The organism is Vibrio maritimus (genome assembly GCF_021441885.1).
GTDB lineage: Bacteria > Pseudomonadota > Gammaproteobacteria > Enterobacterales > Vibrionaceae > Vibrio > Vibrio maritimus_B.
Genome location: NZ_CP090438.1, coordinates 1709002 through 1729123, shown reverse-complemented (window position 1 = coordinate 1729123; position 20122 = coordinate 1709002). Strand labels below are relative to the sequence as shown.

17 protein-coding genes are annotated in these 20122 nt (G+C 45.4%); 11 read left to right on the top strand and 6 right to left on the bottom strand.

The annotated features are described in order from the left end of the window. Positions 1-106: 106 nt before the first annotated feature. Positions 107-2134: a sensor histidine kinase gene (locus LY387_RS07950; protein WP_234495994.1), complete on the bottom strand. Its 2028-nt coding sequence runs from the start codon at positions 2132-2134 to the stop codon at positions 107-109. Further along, on the bottom strand, positions 2127-3581 hold the full coding sequence (locus LY387_RS07945) for a sigma-54-dependent transcriptional regulator (RefSeq protein ID WP_234495993.1): 1455 nt from the start codon (positions 3579-3581) through the stop codon (positions 2127-2129). Before LY387_RS07945 ends, LY387_RS07950 begins: the two co-directional genes overlap by 8 nt. A gap of 239 nt (positions 3582-3820) precedes the next feature. On the opposite strand from LY387_RS07945, the gene LY387_RS07940 reads away from it, so the two are divergent. The 9 genes from LY387_RS07940 to LY387_RS07900 all read left to right on the top strand — a co-directional run bounded on the left by LY387_RS07940 (position 3821) and on the right by LY387_RS07900 (position 11023). Beyond that, entirely contained in the window at positions 3821-4648 is an 828-nt protein-coding gene (locus LY387_RS07940) for a substrate-binding domain-containing protein (RefSeq protein WP_234495992.1), read from the top strand. After that, entirely contained in the window at positions 4648-5346 is a 699-nt protein-coding gene (locus tag LY387_RS07935; RefSeq protein WP_042472944.1) for an ABC transporter permease, read from the top strand. Before LY387_RS07940 ends, LY387_RS07935 begins: the two co-directional genes overlap by 1 nt. A gap of 65 nt (positions 5347-5411) precedes the next feature. After that, a complete protein-coding gene (locus LY387_RS07930; RefSeq protein ID WP_128648495.1) occupies positions 5412-6134 on the top strand; it encodes an energy-coupling factor ABC transporter ATP-binding protein in 723 nt (240 codons plus the stop codon). Further along, positions 6112-6705: a molybdenum cofactor guanylyltransferase MobA gene (gene mobA / locus LY387_RS07925; RefSeq protein WP_234495991.1), complete on the top strand. Its 594-nt coding sequence runs from the start codon at positions 6112-6114 to the stop codon at positions 6703-6705. The genes LY387_RS07930 and mobA overlap by 23 nt, the downstream gene beginning before the upstream one ends. Before the next feature lie 11 nt (positions 6706-6716). Further along, positions 6717-8495 (top strand): bifunctional molybdopterin-guanine dinucleotide biosynthesis adaptor protein MobB/molybdopterin molybdotransferase MoeA, encoded by a 1779-nt coding sequence (locus LY387_RS07920; RefSeq protein ID WP_419153429.1) that lies wholly within the window; start codon positions 6717-6719, stop codon positions 8493-8495. A 40-nt stretch (positions 8496-8535) separates the two neighbouring features. Then, complete coding sequence (locus LY387_RS07915) at positions 8536-8802, top strand: DUF2960 domain-containing protein (protein ID WP_042501483.1); 267 nt, start codon at positions 8536-8538, stop codon at positions 8800-8802. A 139-nt stretch (positions 8803-8941) separates the two neighbouring features. After that, entirely contained in the window at positions 8942-9958 is a 1017-nt protein-coding gene (locus LY387_RS07910; protein ID WP_234495990.1) for a DUF2817 domain-containing protein, read from the top strand. Then, on the top strand, positions 9940-10686 hold the full coding sequence (locus LY387_RS07905) for an alpha/beta fold hydrolase (RefSeq protein WP_234495989.1): 747 nt from the start codon (positions 9940-9942) through the stop codon (positions 10684-10686). The genes LY387_RS07910 and LY387_RS07905 overlap by 19 nt, the downstream gene beginning before the upstream one ends. An 82-nt stretch (positions 10687-10768) precedes the next feature. Beyond that, entirely contained in the window at positions 10769-11023 is a 255-nt protein-coding gene (locus LY387_RS07900; protein ID WP_234495988.1) for a hypothetical protein, read from the top strand. 24 nt (positions 11024-11047) lie between these two features. Here the strand turns inward: LY387_RS07900 and LY387_RS07895 are convergent, their stop codons facing one another. Next, positions 11048-11683 carry a LysE family translocator gene (locus LY387_RS07895; RefSeq protein ID WP_234495987.1) on the bottom strand — a complete coding sequence of 212 codons (636 nt, stop codon included), beginning with the start codon at positions 11681-11683 and terminating at the stop codon, positions 11048-11050. A gap of 151 nt (positions 11684-11834) precedes the next feature. On the opposite strand from LY387_RS07895, the gene LY387_RS07890 reads away from it, so the two are divergent. Beyond that, positions 11835-13316, top strand: coding sequence for a carboxypeptidase M32 (locus tag LY387_RS07890; RefSeq protein ID WP_234495986.1), 1482 nt, complete (start codon positions 11835-11837; stop codon positions 13314-13316). Between the two features lie 107 nt (positions 13317-13423). Here the strand turns inward: LY387_RS07890 and LY387_RS07885 are convergent, their stop codons facing one another. The 3 genes from LY387_RS07885 to LY387_RS07875 all read right to left on the bottom strand — a co-directional run bounded on the left by LY387_RS07885 (position 13424) and on the right by LY387_RS07875 (position 19487). Next, positions 13424-13942: an outer membrane beta-barrel protein gene (locus tag LY387_RS07885; protein ID WP_234495985.1), complete on the bottom strand. Its 519-nt coding sequence runs from the start codon at positions 13940-13942 to the stop codon at positions 13424-13426. A 172-nt stretch (positions 13943-14114) separates the two neighbouring features. Beyond that, positions 14115-17951: an ATP-dependent RNA helicase HrpA gene (gene hrpA, locus LY387_RS07880; RefSeq protein ID WP_234496075.1), complete on the bottom strand. Its 3837-nt coding sequence runs from the start codon at positions 17949-17951 to the stop codon at positions 14115-14117. Between the two features lie 204 nt (positions 17952-18155). Further along, entirely contained in the window at positions 18156-19487 is a 1332-nt protein-coding gene (locus LY387_RS07875; protein ID WP_234495984.1) for a MipA/OmpV family protein, read from the bottom strand. Between the two features lie 251 nt (positions 19488-19738). Between LY387_RS07875 and LY387_RS07870 the strand changes: the two genes are divergently transcribed. Continuing rightward, positions 19739-20113, top strand: coding sequence for a hypothetical protein (locus LY387_RS07870; protein WP_234495983.1), 375 nt, complete (start codon positions 19739-19741; stop codon positions 20111-20113). Positions 20114-20122 lie beyond the last annotated feature (9 nt).

Genomic DNA, 20122 nt, shown 5'->3' with positions numbered 1-20122 from the left:
ACCAAATTAATCTAACTTAATCTTAGTCAACACGAAGCGTTTGTTATGTGAAATGACAGCCTTACTTCATTAGATGCAAGTTTGGGACAAACTCTTCTTAACGTTTTTATGCACTTACGAGTAAATGATGATCAGCTTTATTAGGAAGATACAACGTAAATTGGCTCCCTTTACCTACCGTAGATTGAACCTTAATCTCGCCACCAGTTTGGCTGAGAATACTCTGTGAGACTGATAGACCGAGTCCGGTTCCATCACGCTTTGTCGTAAAAAACGGGTCAAAGATACGTTTCAGATTGAGTTCAGAGATACCACACCCTTCATCGATAACATGCACCAGAGCACCGATGCTCTCTTTGCCCTCAATCCAATCTTCGGTCAGTACGGTTAACCTGCCCTTACCGCTCATGGCATGAATGGCATTCATTTGCAGGTTCACAAGGATCTGTAATAGCTGATGGCGATTAACCTCGACCGGTGTTTTAGCATGTAAGTCGACGATAAATTCAATATCACGTTTCTTAGAACCTGTTCTAACTAAGGTGACGCTCTCGTCCACAATCGGATTAACATGCTGCCACGTTATCTCATCTTGTACTCCACCCTGGCGACTGTATTGAAGTAGGCTTCGTGTGATGTTTCGAATACGATCGATTTGAGCAAGTATGGTATCGACTTCTTCCTCTACACGCGTCATATCTGAGCCGAGCTCAAATTTGATCAGTTCGACGTTTCCGAGTATTACTGCTGTTGGGTTGTTAATCTCATGAGCAATACCGGCCGTTAACTCACCGAGAGCGGCGAGCTTTTCATTGGTGACGAGTTTATCGCGAGTTTGGTTTAAGAGCTGAATGTGTAACTCAAGCTGCTCGGTTTTTTCTTTTAAGCTTGCCGTTCGGGAATGAACCTTTGCTTCTAGCTCATGCGCCGCTTCTTGAATTTGCTCGTTGCGGTATTGAAGTTGGTTTAGCATGTTATCGAACTGAGTGGCCAGCTGACTTAGTTCATGATTGGCATTCAGCCCAAGTCCACCTATACGCTCTTCGTCTTTACCTAGTTGCACCATTTTTACGACGCGGTGAATCTGCTCAACTGGGCGAAACAGATCTCGAGCGCCACGATAAACGATTAGTCCGGAGATAAGTAACAGCGTCAGTATGATAGCCGTTACTTCACCGAGGTTAGTGATATAGGTTTTGATAAGTGGCCAAATTAAGTAACCGGTATAAGTAATACCCACTGTCTTGCCATGAAGGTCGACGATGGGATTGTAGCCAGCGATATACCAGGAATCATAGACAAAGGCCTTGTCTATCCAGCTTTCTCCCTTAACGAGAACCGCCTGCTTCACTTCGTCTGAAACTACCGTTCCGATAGCACGTCGACCTTCGTAGGAGTCATCCATAGGTACATTAGTGGCGATACGTAAATCATCCAAAAACAGAGTGACGGTTCCCGACACTGTACGTTGGTGGGTGCCGCTAGGGTAAATCGTGCTTTTGATTTCATCGACAAGTTGAAGGTTATTGTTCATCAGTACCCCTCCGTCGAGATAACCAAGTAGATGACTTTCACGATCGAAAACTGGGATGACTGAACGGCTGACTAATGAGCGAGTCTCTACGATTTGTCTGTCTTGATGCCATACTTCTGAGTGATCAGTAAGCGTAGGTTCGATGTCGGTCGCTTCTGAACTGGTTAACACGTCAAAAAAGCTTCGAGCGCCCGCCATTTCTTGATAACGACCCAAATCCGCTATTTGAGATTTTGGGTTCCAACGTAGAAAATCTAAGCCGTATCTCGCTCTCTGTGAGCTTATCCAAGTGTCAAACTCGTCATGGGTCTGAAGATGATCAAGACGTGTTCGGAACTCATAAGACGAAGAGAATGCTTCCAGATGTTCGTACTGCCGCTCCTGAAGGCGGTGGATCTTATCTTCGACGATATTTAGGCGTTCAGACACATCTACCAGCGCGCTTTGCCACGTGTAATGTATTGACCAATAGGCCGTAATGCCAAACAAGGCAATTAACGTAAGTACAATTGGCGCGGACGTGAGAAACAGCAGGCGATAGCGAACCATCGATGACATTCGATACCGCCATTTGCTAATAAAACGATTTTCCTTATTCATCAGACCCGTTCTCGTCCCACTCTTTGTACTTGCGTTCTAGGGTTTTACGGGCGACACCAAGGTCTCGTGATGCAGCAGACTTGTTACCTGAGTGATAGTCAACCACCTGTTGAATATGAGACTTTTCTACATCTTTTAACGACCAGGAGTTTGGATAGCCAAACTCTGCTTCAATCGGCGTTGTGGTACTTGGCATGATAGTAAGATCATTGACCGACATAGTTATCGCTGTATTGACTGCACCACCTTTCATCTCAACGAAATGGTGTGCTGGTGGTTTATTGAGCAAGATACAGCGCTCCAGCATGTTCTTAAGCTCACGAACGTTGCCTGGCCAGTCATAGTCTTGCATCATGTGCATATCTTCGTGCGCCCATTTAGGCTCTGGTACACCGAGTTCTTTCGAAAGATAACGCGTGAAAAACGGGACTAGGTCAGAAAGATCCGCCAATCGCTCTCGTAGTGCGGGCACATCAATTTTTAGCACGTTCAGCCGATAGAACAAATCCTCTCGAAACTCTCCTTTGTATACTTGGTCTCGTAAATTTCGATTCGTGGCTGCAACGACTCTTACATCGATACTGATCTCTTTTTCTGTGCCTACGGGACGAACAGTACGTTGCTCAAGAACTCGAAGCAGTGACGCTTGCATCGCCAGGGGCATTTCGCCTATCTCATCTAAAAATAGTGTTCCGCCGCTCGCCACTCGAAACAGCCCTTCTCGGTTTTTCTTAGCTCCAGTAAAAGCGCCTGCTGAATGGCCAAACAACTCACTTTCTAACAGTTCAGGTGCTAGTGCTCCGCAGTTCACTGCGACAAAAGGTCCCTGCCTTTTGCTCGCCGCATGAATACCTCTAGCCACCAGCTCTTTACCTGTCCCTGACTCGCCTTCGATAAGAACAGACGCTCGTGACGGTGCGAACTGAGCAATGAGTTGTTTTAACTGCTTTGTTTTTTCAGAGTTGCCGATGAGATCTTTACTTACCCTGCGGCTGATATCGTGACTTAGCGCGAGATTCATTCGTTCAGCGAGGCGTTTATCCATACAGCGCTTAACGGCTTGTAGCATTTGCTCAAGGTTAAAAGGCTTAAGGATAAAGTCTGATGCTCCCAGTTTTAACGCACTGATTGCGACTTCTAGGTCGGCGTAGCCCGTCATGAAGATAATGTCGGCTTTTCGCTCTTGATCATTAAACGCTTCCTCCCATTCGATACCTGAGCGACCAGGAAGGTTGATATCGAGAATAATCAGATCGTAATGGTTGGCTAGACGCATCTCTTCCGCCTGCTCGACACTGCTTGCGGTATCAACATGACCGAAGCCTTTGCTAAGCGCTTTTTTCAGAACGGTTTGCATTCCGACTTCGTCATCGACGACAAGCACAGAAAACGCAAGATAGGGAGAAGACTGTTGATTTGGGATATCAGATGTTTGGAAGAAAGTCATAAATAATTGTTATTGTTCCTATTTGAGACAGAGTGTACCAATCTGTGGCGAAACATCATGGGTAATATTGCGACATTTTGTCCCAGCTCAAATTAATTGTAGTTTACTCTCTGAATTTTTTAGCAAAATGTCGCACTTTGCCTCTTTTTTCCTAAGGAAATTATGGCATTGTCTTTGCTTAAGGATAGAGCTCGCAAAGAGCACATGGTTTTAAGATAAAAACAAAAATGGAAAACACTATGACATTCCCTCGATTAATGGTGACGGCGGTATCCCTAGCTACGCTATCTGTTTCGGCTTATGCAGACAGCACGGAGCAACCGCGCGTCAGACTTGCAACGACTACTAGCACGTACCATTCAGGCTTACTCGATTACCTTCTCCCAGAATTTACCCAAGAAACTGGTTATCAAGTTGATATCATCGCAGCAGGTACCGGTAAATCGCTAAAAATGGGTGAAAATGGCGATGTGGACGTAGTTATGACGCACGCGCCGAAAGCCGAAGCTAGCTTCGTTGAAGCAGGCTACGGCATCGAACCTCGCAGCGTGATGTACAACGATTTTGTGATTGTTGGCCCAGACAAAGATCCTGCTCACATCCACGATCAAAAAAGCATCGAACAAGTTTTTGATCATATTGCAAAGACAAACGCTATCTTCATTTCGCGCGGAGATGACTCGGGAACACACAAGAAAGAGCTGCAGATCTGGAAACAAACCAAGATTGAGCCTGATTTCGGTGGCTACCGCTCAGTAGGTCAAGGTATGGGGCCGACACTGAATATGGCATCAGAGATGCAAGGTTACACGATGACTGACCGTGGTACTTGGCTCGCTTACCAAGCGAAGCTTGACCTCAAAGTGTTATTTGAGGGTGACAAGCAGCTGTTCAACCCATACCAAGTTATCGTGGTGAATCCACAGCGTTACCCTACTCTTAATACTAAAGGCGCCCGTGCCCTTAGTGACTGGCTTGTATCGGAGAAAGGTCAATCGATGATTAACAGCTACCGTAAAATGGGTGAGCAGTTATTTGTTGCGGATGCAGAGAAAAACAACAGTTAATGAGTATCACCGAAACGACAATGGAGGCCCTAGGCCTCCTATTTAGCTTAGACAAAGATCTGTGGCGCATTGTGGCGGTTTCCTTCAGCGTTTCGATATCTGCTGTCTCACTGGTTGTGCTGCCCGCAATCATCGTCTCATATCTTCTCGCCTACACGAACTTTCCCGGAAAGTGGTTTTTGCTGTCGTTGGTTAACACGATGCAAGCTATTCCGACGGTCGTCATTGGTTTGTTGCTTTATATGCTGCTTTCTCGCTCGGGACCACTTGGTAATTGGGAGATGCTATTCACGCAACGCGCGATGATTGTAGGTCAAATACTGATCTGCTTTCCTGTGCTTGTTTCAATGATGCATGGCGCACTGCAAAGTACCGATAGACGTGCACTGGAAACGTCTGTCACCCTCGGTGTATCACGTTTTCGAACTCTAATGACATTGATTTGGGAGTCTCGCTTTCCTCTTATGGCCGCTGTCGTCGCTGGCTTCTCTAGAATCGTGACAGAGGTTGGCTGTTCAATGATGGTCGGCGGTAACATTATGGGATTAACTCGAAATATCCCAACCGCTATCGCAATGGAGAGCCATAAAGGCGCATTCGCTCAAGGTGTCGCCCTTGGAATCGTTCTACTTGTGTTAGCACTCGTGCTCAACTTCCTTCTTTCATCAATGCGCGGTAAGGGTGTACTGAGAACCTGATATAGCTCCACTGTTTTTGATACTAACCACTATAATTAATCCAAGACTCTGCTTAAGGGACAACAATGACAATACAGCTACAAGCAAAGCAGGTTTCAATGCGATTCAAGGATCGCGTCCTTTTTCATATCCCCAGCCTTACAATTGGTCCAAATGAAGCCGTTTATCTGAAGGGAGACAATGGCGTTGGTAAGACAACATTACTGAAAATACTTGCCGGGCTGCTCAAGCCGACATCAGGCGATGTACTGCCTCGCCATCAATCGCTGTTTACTGGGTTGTTTCGCGGGCCAGGACGCAAAGACGTTATTTATTTGCACCAATCGCCTTATCTGTTCGATGGATCAGTATTTCAGAATGTTGTGTATGGCATTAAACACAAGAATTTAGATCTGCATGACAAACGTGCTGAGGTGATCTCAGCCTTACGCCTTGTCGGGCTTGAAACGCTCGCTGACGAGCACGTCTCTGTACTGTCTGGTGGTGAAAAGCAGCGCGTTGCGATGGCGCGAGCATGGGTGCTAAAACCTTCGATTTTACTAATGGACGAACCAAGCGCCTCTCTCGACCAAGAGTCTATCGAGCGTCTTGTCTTTATGGCTCAAGATTTACTAGAGCATGGCTCAAGTATCGTCATTACAAGCCACCAAACCAACGCGTTAACTCGGTTGTGTCGAAAACAATGGTGGATTAAAGACTGCACCTTGATAGAATCACCATTGCTACAAATCATCGATAAAAAACATAAAGATAAAGAGAATAACTATGTTGCATCCAACTCAGACTAGTTGGGTCATTCTTGCTGGAGGGCAAGCCTCTCGTATGGGTGGCAATGATAAAGGTCTTATCGAGTTTAATGGTAAGCCACTCATTGAACATGTGTTAGAGCGATTGGCTACACAAACTCAATCCATCACCATCAATGCCAACCGCAATCAAGATAAATATGGGCACTATGTCCCTGTGATCAGTGATACTTACCCGGATTTTCCGGGTCCACTTGGTGGTATCCATGCGGGTCTTGCCTCAGCAAAAACAGACTGGGTCGGATTTGTCCCTTGCGATAGCCCTTTCGTAGACGAGTCTGTGGTTGAAAGATTCTGCCAAGCGGTCAAACAAGACAGTGACATACTGGTCGCTCACGATGGAGACTTCCATCAACCAGTGTTTACTATGTTCCACAAGCGGGTGTTACCAAAGCTGGAAGCGTTTCTCGAGCGAGGAGATCGTAAGATCATTCTGCTCTATAAAGAATGTCATACAGAGTACGTCGATTTCTCTGATAATCCAGAATGCTTTGTAAACCTGAATACGCCAGAAGAACTCGCTAAATTAGCGATTGCCAACGATCAACAGTAAAGAGCCTATTTATGACTATCAAGTCCATCAACAACGTCCCCCTACTCGGCTTTGCTGCATACAGTGGTACCGGAAAAACGACCTTACTCGAAGCGTTGCTGCCCATGTTAACTGAAACAGGATTACGTATTGGCGTACTAAAACATGCTCATCACAACTTTGACGTGGATAAACCGGGTAAAGACAGCTACCGCCTTCGCAAAGCGGGCGCGAGCCAAATGTTGATCTCTTCACGCTATCGCCATGCTCTTATGACGGAAACACCAGATTCGGAAGCTGGCTTCGAATACTTATTATCTCGATTTGACCATACGGCGCTCGATTTGATCCTAGTGGAAGGATGCAAAAACATCGCGTTTCCAAAGATTGAATTAAACCGACAAGAAGTGGGTAAACCTTGGCTTCACCCTAGTGACGACAACATTATTGCTATTGCATCAGACAGTGAACTCGATGTTGAACTTCCAACCATGAGTATCAATGATCTCAATGCGATTAAGACCTTCATTCTGGGTTATGTGCAAAAGCAAGAAACACCAAAAGCAAATGCTGCCGCATGTTGCGATACTTTATCTCCAGCGTTTCTTTCCGTTGTACAAGGGCAAGAGAAAATCCTAAATGCAGTCGAAGCGATTAGTGCGTCAGAAACAGTGGCAATCACAGAGGCATACGGACGAGTCTTGCTCGATGACATTAGCTCACCAATCAATGTACCGGCTTATACCAACTCGGCGATGGATGGCTATGCGATTATTGGCGCTGACAACCATCGTACCCAGTACGATGTTGTAGCAAGTGTGATGGCAGGACACGGATATGACAAAGCATTAGAGCCAGGTCAAGCAGTGCAGATCATGACCGGGGCTCCTATGCCAGTTGGCGCAGACACGGTCGTGATGAGAGAACAAGCACTGGTAGATGGTAATTCAGTCGGCTTTGGCGATGCAGCGATCAAAGCAGGTCAGAACGTGAGACAAGCTGGTGAAGACTTAGCCGTTGGACAAGCTGTGTTTACCTCCGGAACCTTACTTCAAGCACCTGAATTAGGCATGATAGCCTCTTTGGGTATGGATTCGGTGACGGTTAAACGAGCGCTTCGTGTCGCTGTTTTTTCTACTGGAGATGAAGTTCAAGCACCAGGTACACCGTTACAGGCAAACTCTATCTACGACTCGAACCGATTCACCATCATGGCTATGCTTAAAAAGCTAGGCTGCGATATCGTTGATCTCGGCATTTTAGAGGATGACGAGAGTGTGATGGAGCGTGCTATTGTCGAAGCCAGTGAGACCGCTGATTTAGTGATTACTTCTGGTGGCGTGTCGGTTGGTGACGCGGACTTTATTAAAAACGTATTAGAGAAGCGCGGCAGCGTAGATTTTTGGCGAATCAATATGCGCCCGGGCCGTCCTCTTGCGTTTGGTGATATTAATGGTGTTCCGTTCTTTGGACTTCCAGGTAACCCTGTTGCGGTAATGGTTTCATTTATTAACTTTGTTGAACCTGCAATTAAGAAGATGCAAGGTGTACAAAACTTCGCTCCACTTAAAGTTCAAGCCATTGCGACAGAATCATTGCGTTCTCGCCAAGGGCGAACTGAGTTCAGTCGTGGGGTGTACGAAGTGGACCAAGAGAGCGGGCAACTTTCGGTTAAAACGACAGGCAAACAAGGCTCAGGCATCTTGCGTTCGATGAGCGAAGCAAACTGTCTGATAGAGATAGCTCCACACATCGATACAGTAAAACCCGGTGAAAGCGTGACAATCATCCCGCTTCAAGGCAGAATCTAGCGCTTAGATTTGTCAGGCATCAAATACAATAGGTAACACCATGGCGCGTACCATCATCTACGAATACAAAAACGAAGAGAAGACACTAACGTTTTCTTATCAGCAGCACCGTAATATCCATGAGGCGGTAGCAGAAGCAGAAGGTATCGACCTGACAGAGTTCCTTAAAATGGAACAGCAAATCGAAGCCATTTCTGACACCAAGGCTGTTCGCAACTATCGCGACAATCACTTCAAAAAGCTTGGTTTTGGTAAGATCACGCTTAAACCAAAAGAGAATTTTGGCGTTGGTAAAAAGCCAATGTAAAAACATTGATAAAAAAACACCGAGCATGATGCTCGGTGTTTTTTTATTGGATGATTACGACGATACACGATTGACATGAATTGTTCACATTAGTAGCAACAAAACTCTCTAAACTTAACTTAAAACACTGAGTTTATTTATGTTTGTCGCAACGCCTAAAGAACTAGAGCACATTGAAACGTACGCTGAGCGCTACGATGAACTGTCGCTGACAACACTCACGTACATCAAGCATGGTCAACATGAGTTTCCAGTACAAATGCTTTCATTGGGCACAGACAAGCCCTCTGCACCTTGCCTTGTTTTAACTGGTGCTATTCATGGCGTCGAGAGAATTGGAAGCCAAATCATCCTGTCTTTTCTGAAAAGCTTGTTAAGGCGTGTAGAGTGGGATCAGCAACTAAAGGAAACATTAAACAATATAAAAATCATCTCTATCCCGGTAGTCAACCCATGGGGCGTTGCATTGAAAAATCGCTCAAACCATAGAGGCGTTGACTTGATGCGAAATGCACCTGTTCATTCAACAAATCCGCGCTATCAGTTGTATGCGGGGCAATCAATAAGCTCTAAGCTTCCTTGGTATCGAGGCAATCCAATAGAGATGGAACGGGAACTCACTGCCGTATCAACATGCATACTCAACCTTGCAAAAAAGTCGTCAGCGACCATCGTACTAGACCTACACAGCGGTTTTGGTACCAGAGATCGCTTATGGTTTCCTTTTGCGCATCACAAACAGCCACCTAACAACCTCCATGAGTTTTATCTGCTCTATTCAGTGTTCAGAAAGAGCTACCCACATTACAAACTCTATCAATTTGAGCCTCAGTGGCATCAATACACCACGCACGGAGATTTTTGGGATTGGATGCATTTAGAGCATTACAAAGACTCCACCTCTCCCTTTGTGCCTCTGACGCTAGAGCTAGGGTCATGGCTTTGGGTTAAGAAGAACCCTATGCAATTACTGAGCTTTAGTCAGTTATTTCACCCCACCAAACCACACAGAATAAAACGTGTCGAGAGGCGACACAGTACCTTGCTTAGCTACTTGATGCAGGTGCTCAGCAACGACCTTTTGCTCAATATTACAGATCAGCAGCAAGAGAAATTGACAAGGAAAGCGACGAATTTATGGTACCCATCGTCTTAGTTAGAGGCTTGCTCAGGGAAGCAGGACACTGGCATTTTTTGGTTGGAGCATTAAAGGAGCTTGAGCCGGATTTGCACATTTACACACCTAACGTACCCGGTAACGGAGACCTGTATAAGGAAATAAGCCCTCTACAAATAGAGCAAATGTTGGACGCTGTCATAGAGCAATTGCCACCTGATATAGGCAGTTACCATATCATTGCCATTTCAATGGGCTCAATGCTGGGTTCATACTGGGCACACCAAGTACCTCACAAGGTAGCTAGCTTAACTCTCATCAATCCAAGTTTTGCTCGATTCAGTCCAATTAACGAACGCTTTAATCTAAAAGAGATGCCTAGACTCTTAATTTCAAAGCTTCGCGGTTCTCAGGCATTTGAAAAAACCATACTAAATCTCACCTATCCAAACCACGTTCTCAATCCGAGCATACTTTCGTATCACCTGGCTTTAAATGAAAAGCATCCCGTTAAATTCTCTAACGCGCTCAGACAGCTTTTCGCCGCAGCTCGGTTTGCGGGACCAGAAAACTCTCCGTCATGCCCTACTCAAGTTATCACAAGCAATGACGATAAATTAGTGAATAGTTTAGCCGGAAAACGTATCGCTGAAGCTTGGAAAGTCGCCTATATACCCTTTGATAGTGACGCGCATGATCTTCCAGCGGACTCGCCCACAGAATTAGCACAATATTTGCTCCATTGGCTAAAAAAAGTTGAGGCTTAATGGAACTTGTGTCGTGAAATGGTAACTAAACAATCATTGGATTCTTACAATACAACAAGCGTTTAACTTCTACTGGATTAAAATGTTTCGAATCACTTGTTCACTAGCGATGTTACTTATCTTGGCAGGCTGCGCGTCTCATAATCAGTTTGCATCTGAAAAAGACCTACACCATCACAACACAGAAGCGAGAAACTTCTGTAAGCAAATGGAAGATGGCGACCACTACTATCAATGTTTCGATAGATACCTGTTAAAAGGCTCTTCTGTCACCATGCATCAATTTTTGCGCACTAAGCGGTCACTTGAGCAGGCTATCGATACTCGCTCAAGCTAAGCTTCCTAGCCGACTGTTTAGACGTTAAATAGTCGGCTCTTCCAACAACAGTTTTACCCCTAGTCCAACCAAAACCAAGCCCGTCGTTGCTTCCATCCAACGGATGAATTTAGAGCTTTTCAATAACGATTTAGCTGAATTAAGCATTCCTGACAGACCACACTGCCATGCCATCGCGATGATAAAATGAATACTCGCCATAACCATTGATTGTACAAGCGGTGAGTACTCTGGGTTAATGAACTGCGGCAAGAACGCTAAGTAGAACACGGCTGTTTTCGGGTTCAAAACATTAGAAAGAAAACCCTCTCTCAAAGAACGCTTTCCTTGAACTCGTTGCTCACGCCCTTCGCTGATTGACATTGCAGAGGCATTTTTTAACGATCGAAGACTCGAAATACCCAACCAAATTAAGTATGCCGCCCCTACACTTTTCACCAAGGTGAATAACTCCGCAGACTGAGTCAGAATCACCGAGATTCCGAGCGCCGAAAAGCTTGCGTGGACAAATAGACCGAGACAAATCCCTAAGCTCGTCACCGCACCATCATGAAAACCACCTCTTGTGGTATTTCTGATCACCAATGCCGTATCAAGACCGGGGGTGAGAGTAAGAATAGTGATCGCGATTAAAAAGGCTTCGAAATTGAGAATATGCATATGGATAAGGGCAAACGTAGAACAATAGTCTGATTCTGCTCCAATGCGTATTAAAAAGCCATCAACATTTTACAACTTGATAGCATTATTCTTTTCGCAACCTATTGTTAATGTTAACGTATAGCCATAGTTCTAACGACAGGTCACAGACATGGAAAACTACAATAAACTCGTTGAGCACTTTAAAACCATTGCCAATTTTGGTCATCTTTCGGCTATCTGCGGCTGGGACGCTGCCGCGATGATGCCATCAGGTGGCAACCAGGCACGTTCAGAAGCGATGGCGCAACTTTCTCTTCATATCCATCAATTATCGACGGCTCCTCAATTAGGCGAATGGTTTGATAAAGCAGAATCAGACAACTTAGATGTCAAGCAGCAGGCAAGCTTGGCAGAGATGAAACGTCAGTGGCGCTTAAAAACAGTTGTCCCGGAAGATCTAGTGAAAGCTAAGTCGCTCGCTGGCTCGAAATGCGAGCATGCATGGCGGACGCAGCGTGGTGAGAACGATTGGATAGGTTTTTGTAAGAACTTTGAAGAAGTCGTCAATCTATCTCAGCAAGAAGCGCAGATTCGCGCTGAGCAATCTGGATTAACGCCTTATGATGCAATGCTTGATATTTATGAACCCGGAGTCAATTCTAAACAGCTCGATGCCTTGTTTGGTGACTTGATATCATGGCTGCCTAGCCTTACCCAAGAAGTCATTGAGAAACAACAATCTGAGTCTGTCTATTTGCCAAACGAGCGCTACGCGACGGCAGAACAGAACGCGCTCGGTTTGGATGTAATGAAGTTACTTAACTTCGATTTCGACCATGGTCGCCTCGATATTAGCTCACACCCATTCTGCGGAGGTGTCCCTCAAGACGTCAGGATTACAACGAGGTACGATGAATCTGATTTCGTTCAATCACTAATGGGAATCGTACACGAAACCGGTCACGCGCGTTATGAGCAAGGGCTACCAGCCGAGCTTTCTGGATTACCTGCAGGTGAAGCACGCTCGATGGGTATTCATGAATCTCAATCGCTATTTTTTGAAATGCAGTTAGGTCGTAGTGAGGGCTTCATTGCTCACCTTTCTCCACTCGCACAAAAACACTTTACGTCGAATGATGCGCAGGTATTTCAACCAGAAAACCTTCAAAAGGTCTACACACGCGTACAACCGGGCTACATTCGTGTAGATGCGGATGAATTGACCTACCCTGCTCACGTTATACTTCGTTATGAAATCGAGCGTGACCTTATGAACGGCAAGATTTCCTTCAAAGATATTCCAGAGCTATGGGATCAAAAGATGCAGCAATATCTTGGTCTTTCTACTGAAGACAATTACAAAGATGGCTGCATGCAAGATATCCACTGGACAGATGGCGCGTTCGGTTACTTCCCGTCATACACACTGGGTGCGATGTATGCTGCTCAATTTATGGCAGCGATGAAGCAAACTGTGAATGTTGATGACGCAATTCAATCCGGAGATCTCGCACCGATATTTACTTGGTTGTCTGAAAACATCTGGAGTAAAGCGAGCTTGTTATCAACCGACGCATTGGTCAAACAAGCGACCGGAGACGTCTTGGACGCCAAATTCTTCGAGGCGCATCTGCGTTCGCGCTATCTGTAGTGGCTTATTTGGTGCCACTCATGATTCCAACTAACACAAGCAAATAATTGCTCCAAAACGAAAAAAGCGACCTAAAAGGTCGCTTTCAATAACTCATCTGACAACGATTAGAAGATGTGAAGAGTCGCGTTAATAGTAAAGCTATCTAGATCTTTGTCGCCAGAGAACGTCGTTTTAACGCCGTTAAAACGCTGCCAGCTTGCACCGATAGAAAGCATGTCAGTTACAAAGTACTCAGCACCCACACCGTACATGATGTCAGTACCGCTATCGCTGCCGTTCAAGCTGCCTTTGTAGTCTGCGTTGTAGTAGTGAAGACCACCTTTCGCATAAAGCTGGATTGGACCAATATCGATACTTGGCTTAAGCGCTGCGTACCAAGAACCCAGTTCAGCGTAACCAGTCGCACCGTTGTTAGCTGTCATATCGTAATTACCGTGCTTCCAGTAACCACCTTCAATACCGATGATTGGTAGGATACCAGTACCAACGTGGAAACCCATTGGCGTATCGCTATTACCATTGTATTCAGCACGACCAGCTGAAACACCACCGTACAACCAAGCATCAGCGAACGCAGATGTTGAGGCACCAACAAGCGCAAGCGCTAAAAGTGTCTTTTTCATTTGTAACCTTCTTGTTTAATAGAATGCGGCGAATCCAATCAAAGCCACCGCGGAGCCTTATATATCACACACTATATCTCGTGAGAAACCGATAAGTTTTAATTTTTGGTAAAACCTTCATGTTTCTCAGAGACATAGATCAAAAATTTTGAGTAAACTCAACAATTCCGGCTTAACACGCGTCTATCGCATTTAGTACACGCTTGTCTGATACCGGGTACGGGGTACCGAGTTGTTGAGCGAAATAACTGACACGCAACTCTTCGAGCATCCAGCGAATCTCTTTGACGTTCTCTGGTATTTTCATACCTTTAGGGATCTTGTTCAGCAATTCTTTGTAATCTTGTGTTACCGATTCAACTTTAAGCATGTGCATGCGATCTCGATTCGGGTCGATCGGCAGTTTTTCCATGCGTTTTTCAATCGCTTTCAGGTAACGCAAGATGTCTGGAAGTCGTTTCCAACCACATTCAGTCGCAAAGCCTTTGAAGATCAAGCCTTCTATTTGCGCCTTAATGTCAGACAGTGCAAACGCCATCGAGAAGTCCACACGACCTTTCAGCTTTTTATTTATGTTGAATGCGGTAGTAAGAATGGTTTCAACTTGCTGAGCAATATCAACCACCGTATCACCTAACTCACCTCTTACATGCTCTTTTAGTGCTTCAAACTTATCTGAATCCCAAACAAGTCCGCCCTGACCTTCTATAAGCTTATCAATACCGCAAGCTATGCAGTCATCAATCAGGTCGAGCACTTTGCCGTAAGGGTTAAAGTACAGACCAAGTTTCGACTTATTCGGTAAGTTGGTGTGCAGGTATTTGATCGGTGATGGCACGTTCAGAAGCAACAGCCTACGTTGCCCTTCTTTCATCACCTGCTCTTGCTCTGCTTCTGTTTCAAACAGCTTGATCTCAACACTGTCTTTATTATCTACAAGCGCGGGATAAGCTTTGACATCAAACCCACCACGCTTTTGAGAATAGACTTTCGGCAGTTCACCAAAGCTCCATGTGTGCAGACCTTGTTGTTCGATATCGTCATCAGCAACTTTAGAAAGCGTCGCTTGAACCTTGTCTTTCAAACTCTCTTTGAGCTCGTAAAGATCGCGATTTTCCTTAAGCTTGCGGTTACGGTGATCGACCGCTCTGAACGTAATGCGCAAGTGTTCAGGTAACTGGTCTAGATTCCAGTCATCGCGTAACACTTCAACACCCGTCATTCGACGAAGCTCTTTCTCTAGAGAGTCAAGCAGTGGCGCTTCCATTGGCTTCGCTCTTGCCAAAAACGCGTCGGCGTAGTTTGGTGCTGGAACGAAGTTCTTACGAAGTGTCTTCGGTAGCGCTTTGATAAGACTGACCACCAACTCATGGCGTAGGCCCGGTATCTGCCAGTCAAATCCGTCTTGGTCGATCTGATTCAAAATCGGCAATGGTATGTGAACAGTAACACCATCGTTATCTTCTCCAGGCTCAAACTGATAACTCAGCTTGAGTTTGAAACCAGCTTGATGCCAGAAGTTTGGATAGTCGAGATCGGTAACATGGCTAGCGTCACCTTTAAACAGCATCTCTTTCTCGAAATTAAGCAGCTCTTCATTAGCTTGGCTCGCTTTCTTCCACCAAGTATCAAAGTGTCGCCCGGATACCACTTCGGTTCCAACACGCTGATCGTAAAAATCAAATAGCTCGTCGTCATCGACCAAAATATCGCGACGGCGCGACTTATGCTCTAGCTCTTCAACTTCTTGAAGAAGTTTTCGGTTTTGTTTGAAGAATGCGTGTTTTGTTTCCCAGTCACCTTCTACTAGAGCACTGCGTACAAACAGCTCTCGACTGATAACAGGATCAATCGCGCCATAGCTGACTAGGCGTTTCGGCACAATTGGCACGCCATAGAGCATCACTTTTTCGTGAGCCATTACTGCAGCGCGTTTTTTGGACCAATGAGGTTCGCTGTAGCTTCGCTTAATTAAGTGTTTTGCTAGAGGCTCAATCCACTCAGGTTGGATCTTGGCGATAATTCGACCCCAAAGCTTAGAGGTCTCCACCAACTCTGCAGACATAATCCACTTCGGCTGCTTTTTAAACAAACCAGAGGCAGGGAAGATATGAAAACGTGCGTTACGAGCGCCTTGATACTCATTCTTCTCTTGGTCTTTAACACCAATATGCGATAACAAGCCAACCAATAATGCGCTATGTACTGCTTGGTAGCTGCCCGGCTCTTGGTTTAGCTTGGCATCCATCTCGCGCATCGCTTGGTGAATTTGGAAATAGACATCCTGCCATTCACGTACTCGCAAATAGTTCAGATAGTCTTGTTTGCACTGCTTACGGAACTGATTGCCAGATAACGCTTTTTGCTGCTTCTGGATGTAGTCCCATAGATTTACAAACGTTAGGAAATCCGATTCTTTGTCGAAGAAACGACGATGTTTATCATCAGAAGACTGCTGTTTGTCACTCGGACGCTCACGCGGGTCCTGAATCGACAGAGCCGACGCGATTACCATGACTTCTTTCAAACAACCCAAACGCGGTGCTTCAATGACCATTCGCGCCAGACGAGGATCAATAGGCAGGCGAGCTAGCTTGCGACCAATCTGCGTGAGACGCTTTTTAGGATCTTTGGCTTTATCGTTAATCGCGCCGAGCTCTTCAAGCAAGCGAACACCGTCTTGGATGTTACGCTTGTCAGGTGCTTCTACAAAAGGAAACGCCTCGATGTCGCCTAATCCAAGTGCCGTCATCTGCAAAATAACAGAGGCTAAGTTAGTACGTAGAATTTCTGGGTCGGTAAATTCTGGGCGAGACTCAAAATCTTCTTCTGAGTACAAGCGAATACAGATACCCTCTTCCACACGACCACAACGACCTTTACGCTGATTTGCGCTCGCTTGCGATACAGGCTCGATTGGAAGACGTTGTACCTTAGTACGGTAGCTATAACGACTTATGCGTGCAGTACCAGGGTCAATCACATATTTAATCCCAGGCACCGTTAACGAGGTTTCAGCCACGTTTGTCGCAAGGACAATTCGGCGACCCGCATGAGGTTGGAAGATCTTATTCTGCTCGCCAGCAGACAATCGCGCGTAGAGCGGCACGATTTCTGTATCTCGAAGGTTGCGCTTACCTAACGCATCGGCGGTATCGCGAATCTCTCGTTCACCATTCATGAAGATCAAGATATCGCCTAGCCCTTCGTCACACAGCTCGTCGACTGCTTCAAAGATGCCTTCTAACTGATCTCGGTCATTGTCATCATCGCCGCGAAGTGGACGATAGCGAGTTTCAACGGGATAAGTACGACCGGACACTTCAATAATTGGTGCATCGTTGAAGTGTTTTGAGAATCGTTCTGGGTCAATTGTTGCCGAGGTAATGATGACTTTAAGATCGGGACGCTTAGGCAACAGCTCGCGTAAATAACCAAGTATAAAATCGATGTTTAGACTGCGTTCGTGCGCCTCATCGATAATGATGGTGTCATATTGATTGAGAAAACGGTCGTGCTGAACTTCGGCCAGCAGAATACCGTCCGTCATCAGTTTAATTTGTGTGTTGTCTGAGATCTGGTCGTTAAATCGAACTTTATAACCCACAAACTCGCCTAGCGAAGTTTCCATCTCTTCCGCGATACGGTTGGCAACTGAACGTGCAGCAAGTCGTCGTGGCTGTGTATGACCGATAAGCCCGAATTTACCACGACCAAGTTCTGAACAAATTTTCGGTAACTGGGTGGTTTTACCTGAACCCGTCTCACCCGCTACGATAACAACCTGATTTTCTTCAATCGCTTTTGCGATATCGTCCTTTTTCTGGCTGACTGGAAGTAATTCAGGGTATTCGATATGTCGTGATTGCGCGGCACGCTGCTCTGCGTCCATCATCGACTTAGCAATGTCCACCGCGATCTCATCGAATACGGCGGCTTGTGCTTCTGGTTTCTTAATTTTTGATGCGCCAGCAATGCGCTTACTTAAACGAAAACGATCGCGGATCATGCAGTCTTTTAGTGCTCGTTTTAGAGACTGTGCATTGTTGGCTTTCGCTTGTGCTGGCTGATTAGAATCATGAGAGGAAGTCAAAACATTCCCTAGTATTTTTTCTTATTAAAACTGGCGCGATTGTAGCACAGGTAGTGGATGTGGGTTAACTCGAGCGGATACAAAAAGCTCCGCATTTCGCGGAGCTTTTGTTCAATAATTTTAAAAGTGGTACTGCAGGTAAACCGTACTGTAGTTACTGCCGCCCTTGATACGACCAAACTGCGAAGACGCTTCAAAGATAGCGCTGCGGTGGTGCAAAGAGTAACCAAGCCACAAGTCTTCGAGTTCTGGCTTACGAATCAGAGAACCAATGCTAAGATCGTAGGAGATATCGATGTAGTTCATTAGATGACTTGCACGCTTCTCTTTCTTATCCATCTCTGACTGTTCGATATACGTAATATTATCGATATACGATAAACCATTACCTACACCCAAGCGCATCTTCACTGGCCAGTTAATGGTGTAGTAGGCTTTGATAAGCGTTACAAATTCGGTACCTGAGTCTTGTACTTCCGAGTTCCAGTGATGGGCAATACCCGGACTCAAGTAAATATCAAGAGGTAAACCAAACAGTTCATCAGTGAGTGGGTGTCCATAGAACACCGACGTCACTTGGTTGTTATATGGGTCGCGTTTGCCTTTAAAAGTAAGAATGTCACCCATGTCAGACGGTGAAGCCCAACCGTGTGCCACTCTCACATAAGGCTTAGTGCTGATGTCACGGCTTACTTGCTTGGCTTTAGATGTGCTCTTTTTCTTCTCGTTAAAGAAACCGAAACCGACATAGACTTCGCCTTCAAAACGCTCTTTGACCACTGAAGAGTGATACGCCGCATTATCCAGCATGCGAATATTTGTCGCACCTAATAGGTACAAATTTGATGTGACGTGGTAACGCGCATCAACTCCCATCGCGTAATCGACACCACCAGATAGGTTGTCGACCGTATCACGGTAAGTGCCGTAGTACTGAGTATTAAAGTCAGCATCTTTGAAACGCAAAGTGACATTAGGACGAACTTCGAGGTCGCCGTAGTCCAACAAACCTTGTAGGCGGAAGTTAGCATGGAAACGATTGTCACCATCCGTCATCAACTCCGCGTCATAATGCCACACAGGGTCAAAGTTATAACGCATTTGCAGACCGTAATCAGCGGTATCACCACCAACGGCATTTTGTTCATCTTCAGGGATATCGATGAATCGCATACGCGTTATCGCGTTGAACTCTAATTGTTTATCATCCGTTTTATAGAGGTGGGCACCTGCCATGGTACCGTCAAGAAAGACATAGTCGTTCTTAAAGAACATCATGGGAATGAAAGTACTTACAGTAGCATCACCGCCTTTTGTATCAAAAGGGATGTTGGCTGTGCGCCAAACTGCTGCAATACCCCACTCCGCTTCTTGCGCAGACTCTTCGGCTTGTGCAACGGACGTTGCCATCATGGTTGCCGTAATCGCTAGCGCGAGATTTTTCTTAATCATGTCTTGCAGTTTCTCCAACTGGAAATGTTATCAATCAGTAAAAAAAGGGTCGAGAGCACGTGTTTGGGATGGTAAATAGCCTAACTTGTAAGGCTAATGCCAATTTCGCTTACAACGCTATCTCTTAAGAGAAGAGTTGTTATATTATGTTGTTATTACACTTATTATGTCACCTAACTGTGATTATCCGATACAGCTCAATAAATAACCAACAGTTATCAATGGCATAGTTTCCACTATTTAGACCAATCGTGAAAGTAGAAAAATTAAAAAACATCCTTAATAGTCTGCCTGTTGACAGTGATATTCATGTCGTTACTGGTGAAAAGTGGCTTCCTGAACGATTAGTCAATACAGAACTCGATAACGAACTGTTATTTCTAGAGTTTGACAACGCTCCTGATGAAGCATCTTCTGATGAAGAAGCGCGTGGTTTTGTTGAGCATGAGGTTGAACTGCTTCGCCGCAGATTGGAAGAAATCGTTGAACAAAGTAGTAACACGTCTCAACTACTAGACGCACTGACAGGTTTCTTTGTGATTGGGCATGAGGCAAGTAGCTCTGACTTTATAGAATTACTAGAGCAAATGGAAAATGAGGAAGCTGTACTCGACAAAAGTGCATAGCCGCAAATA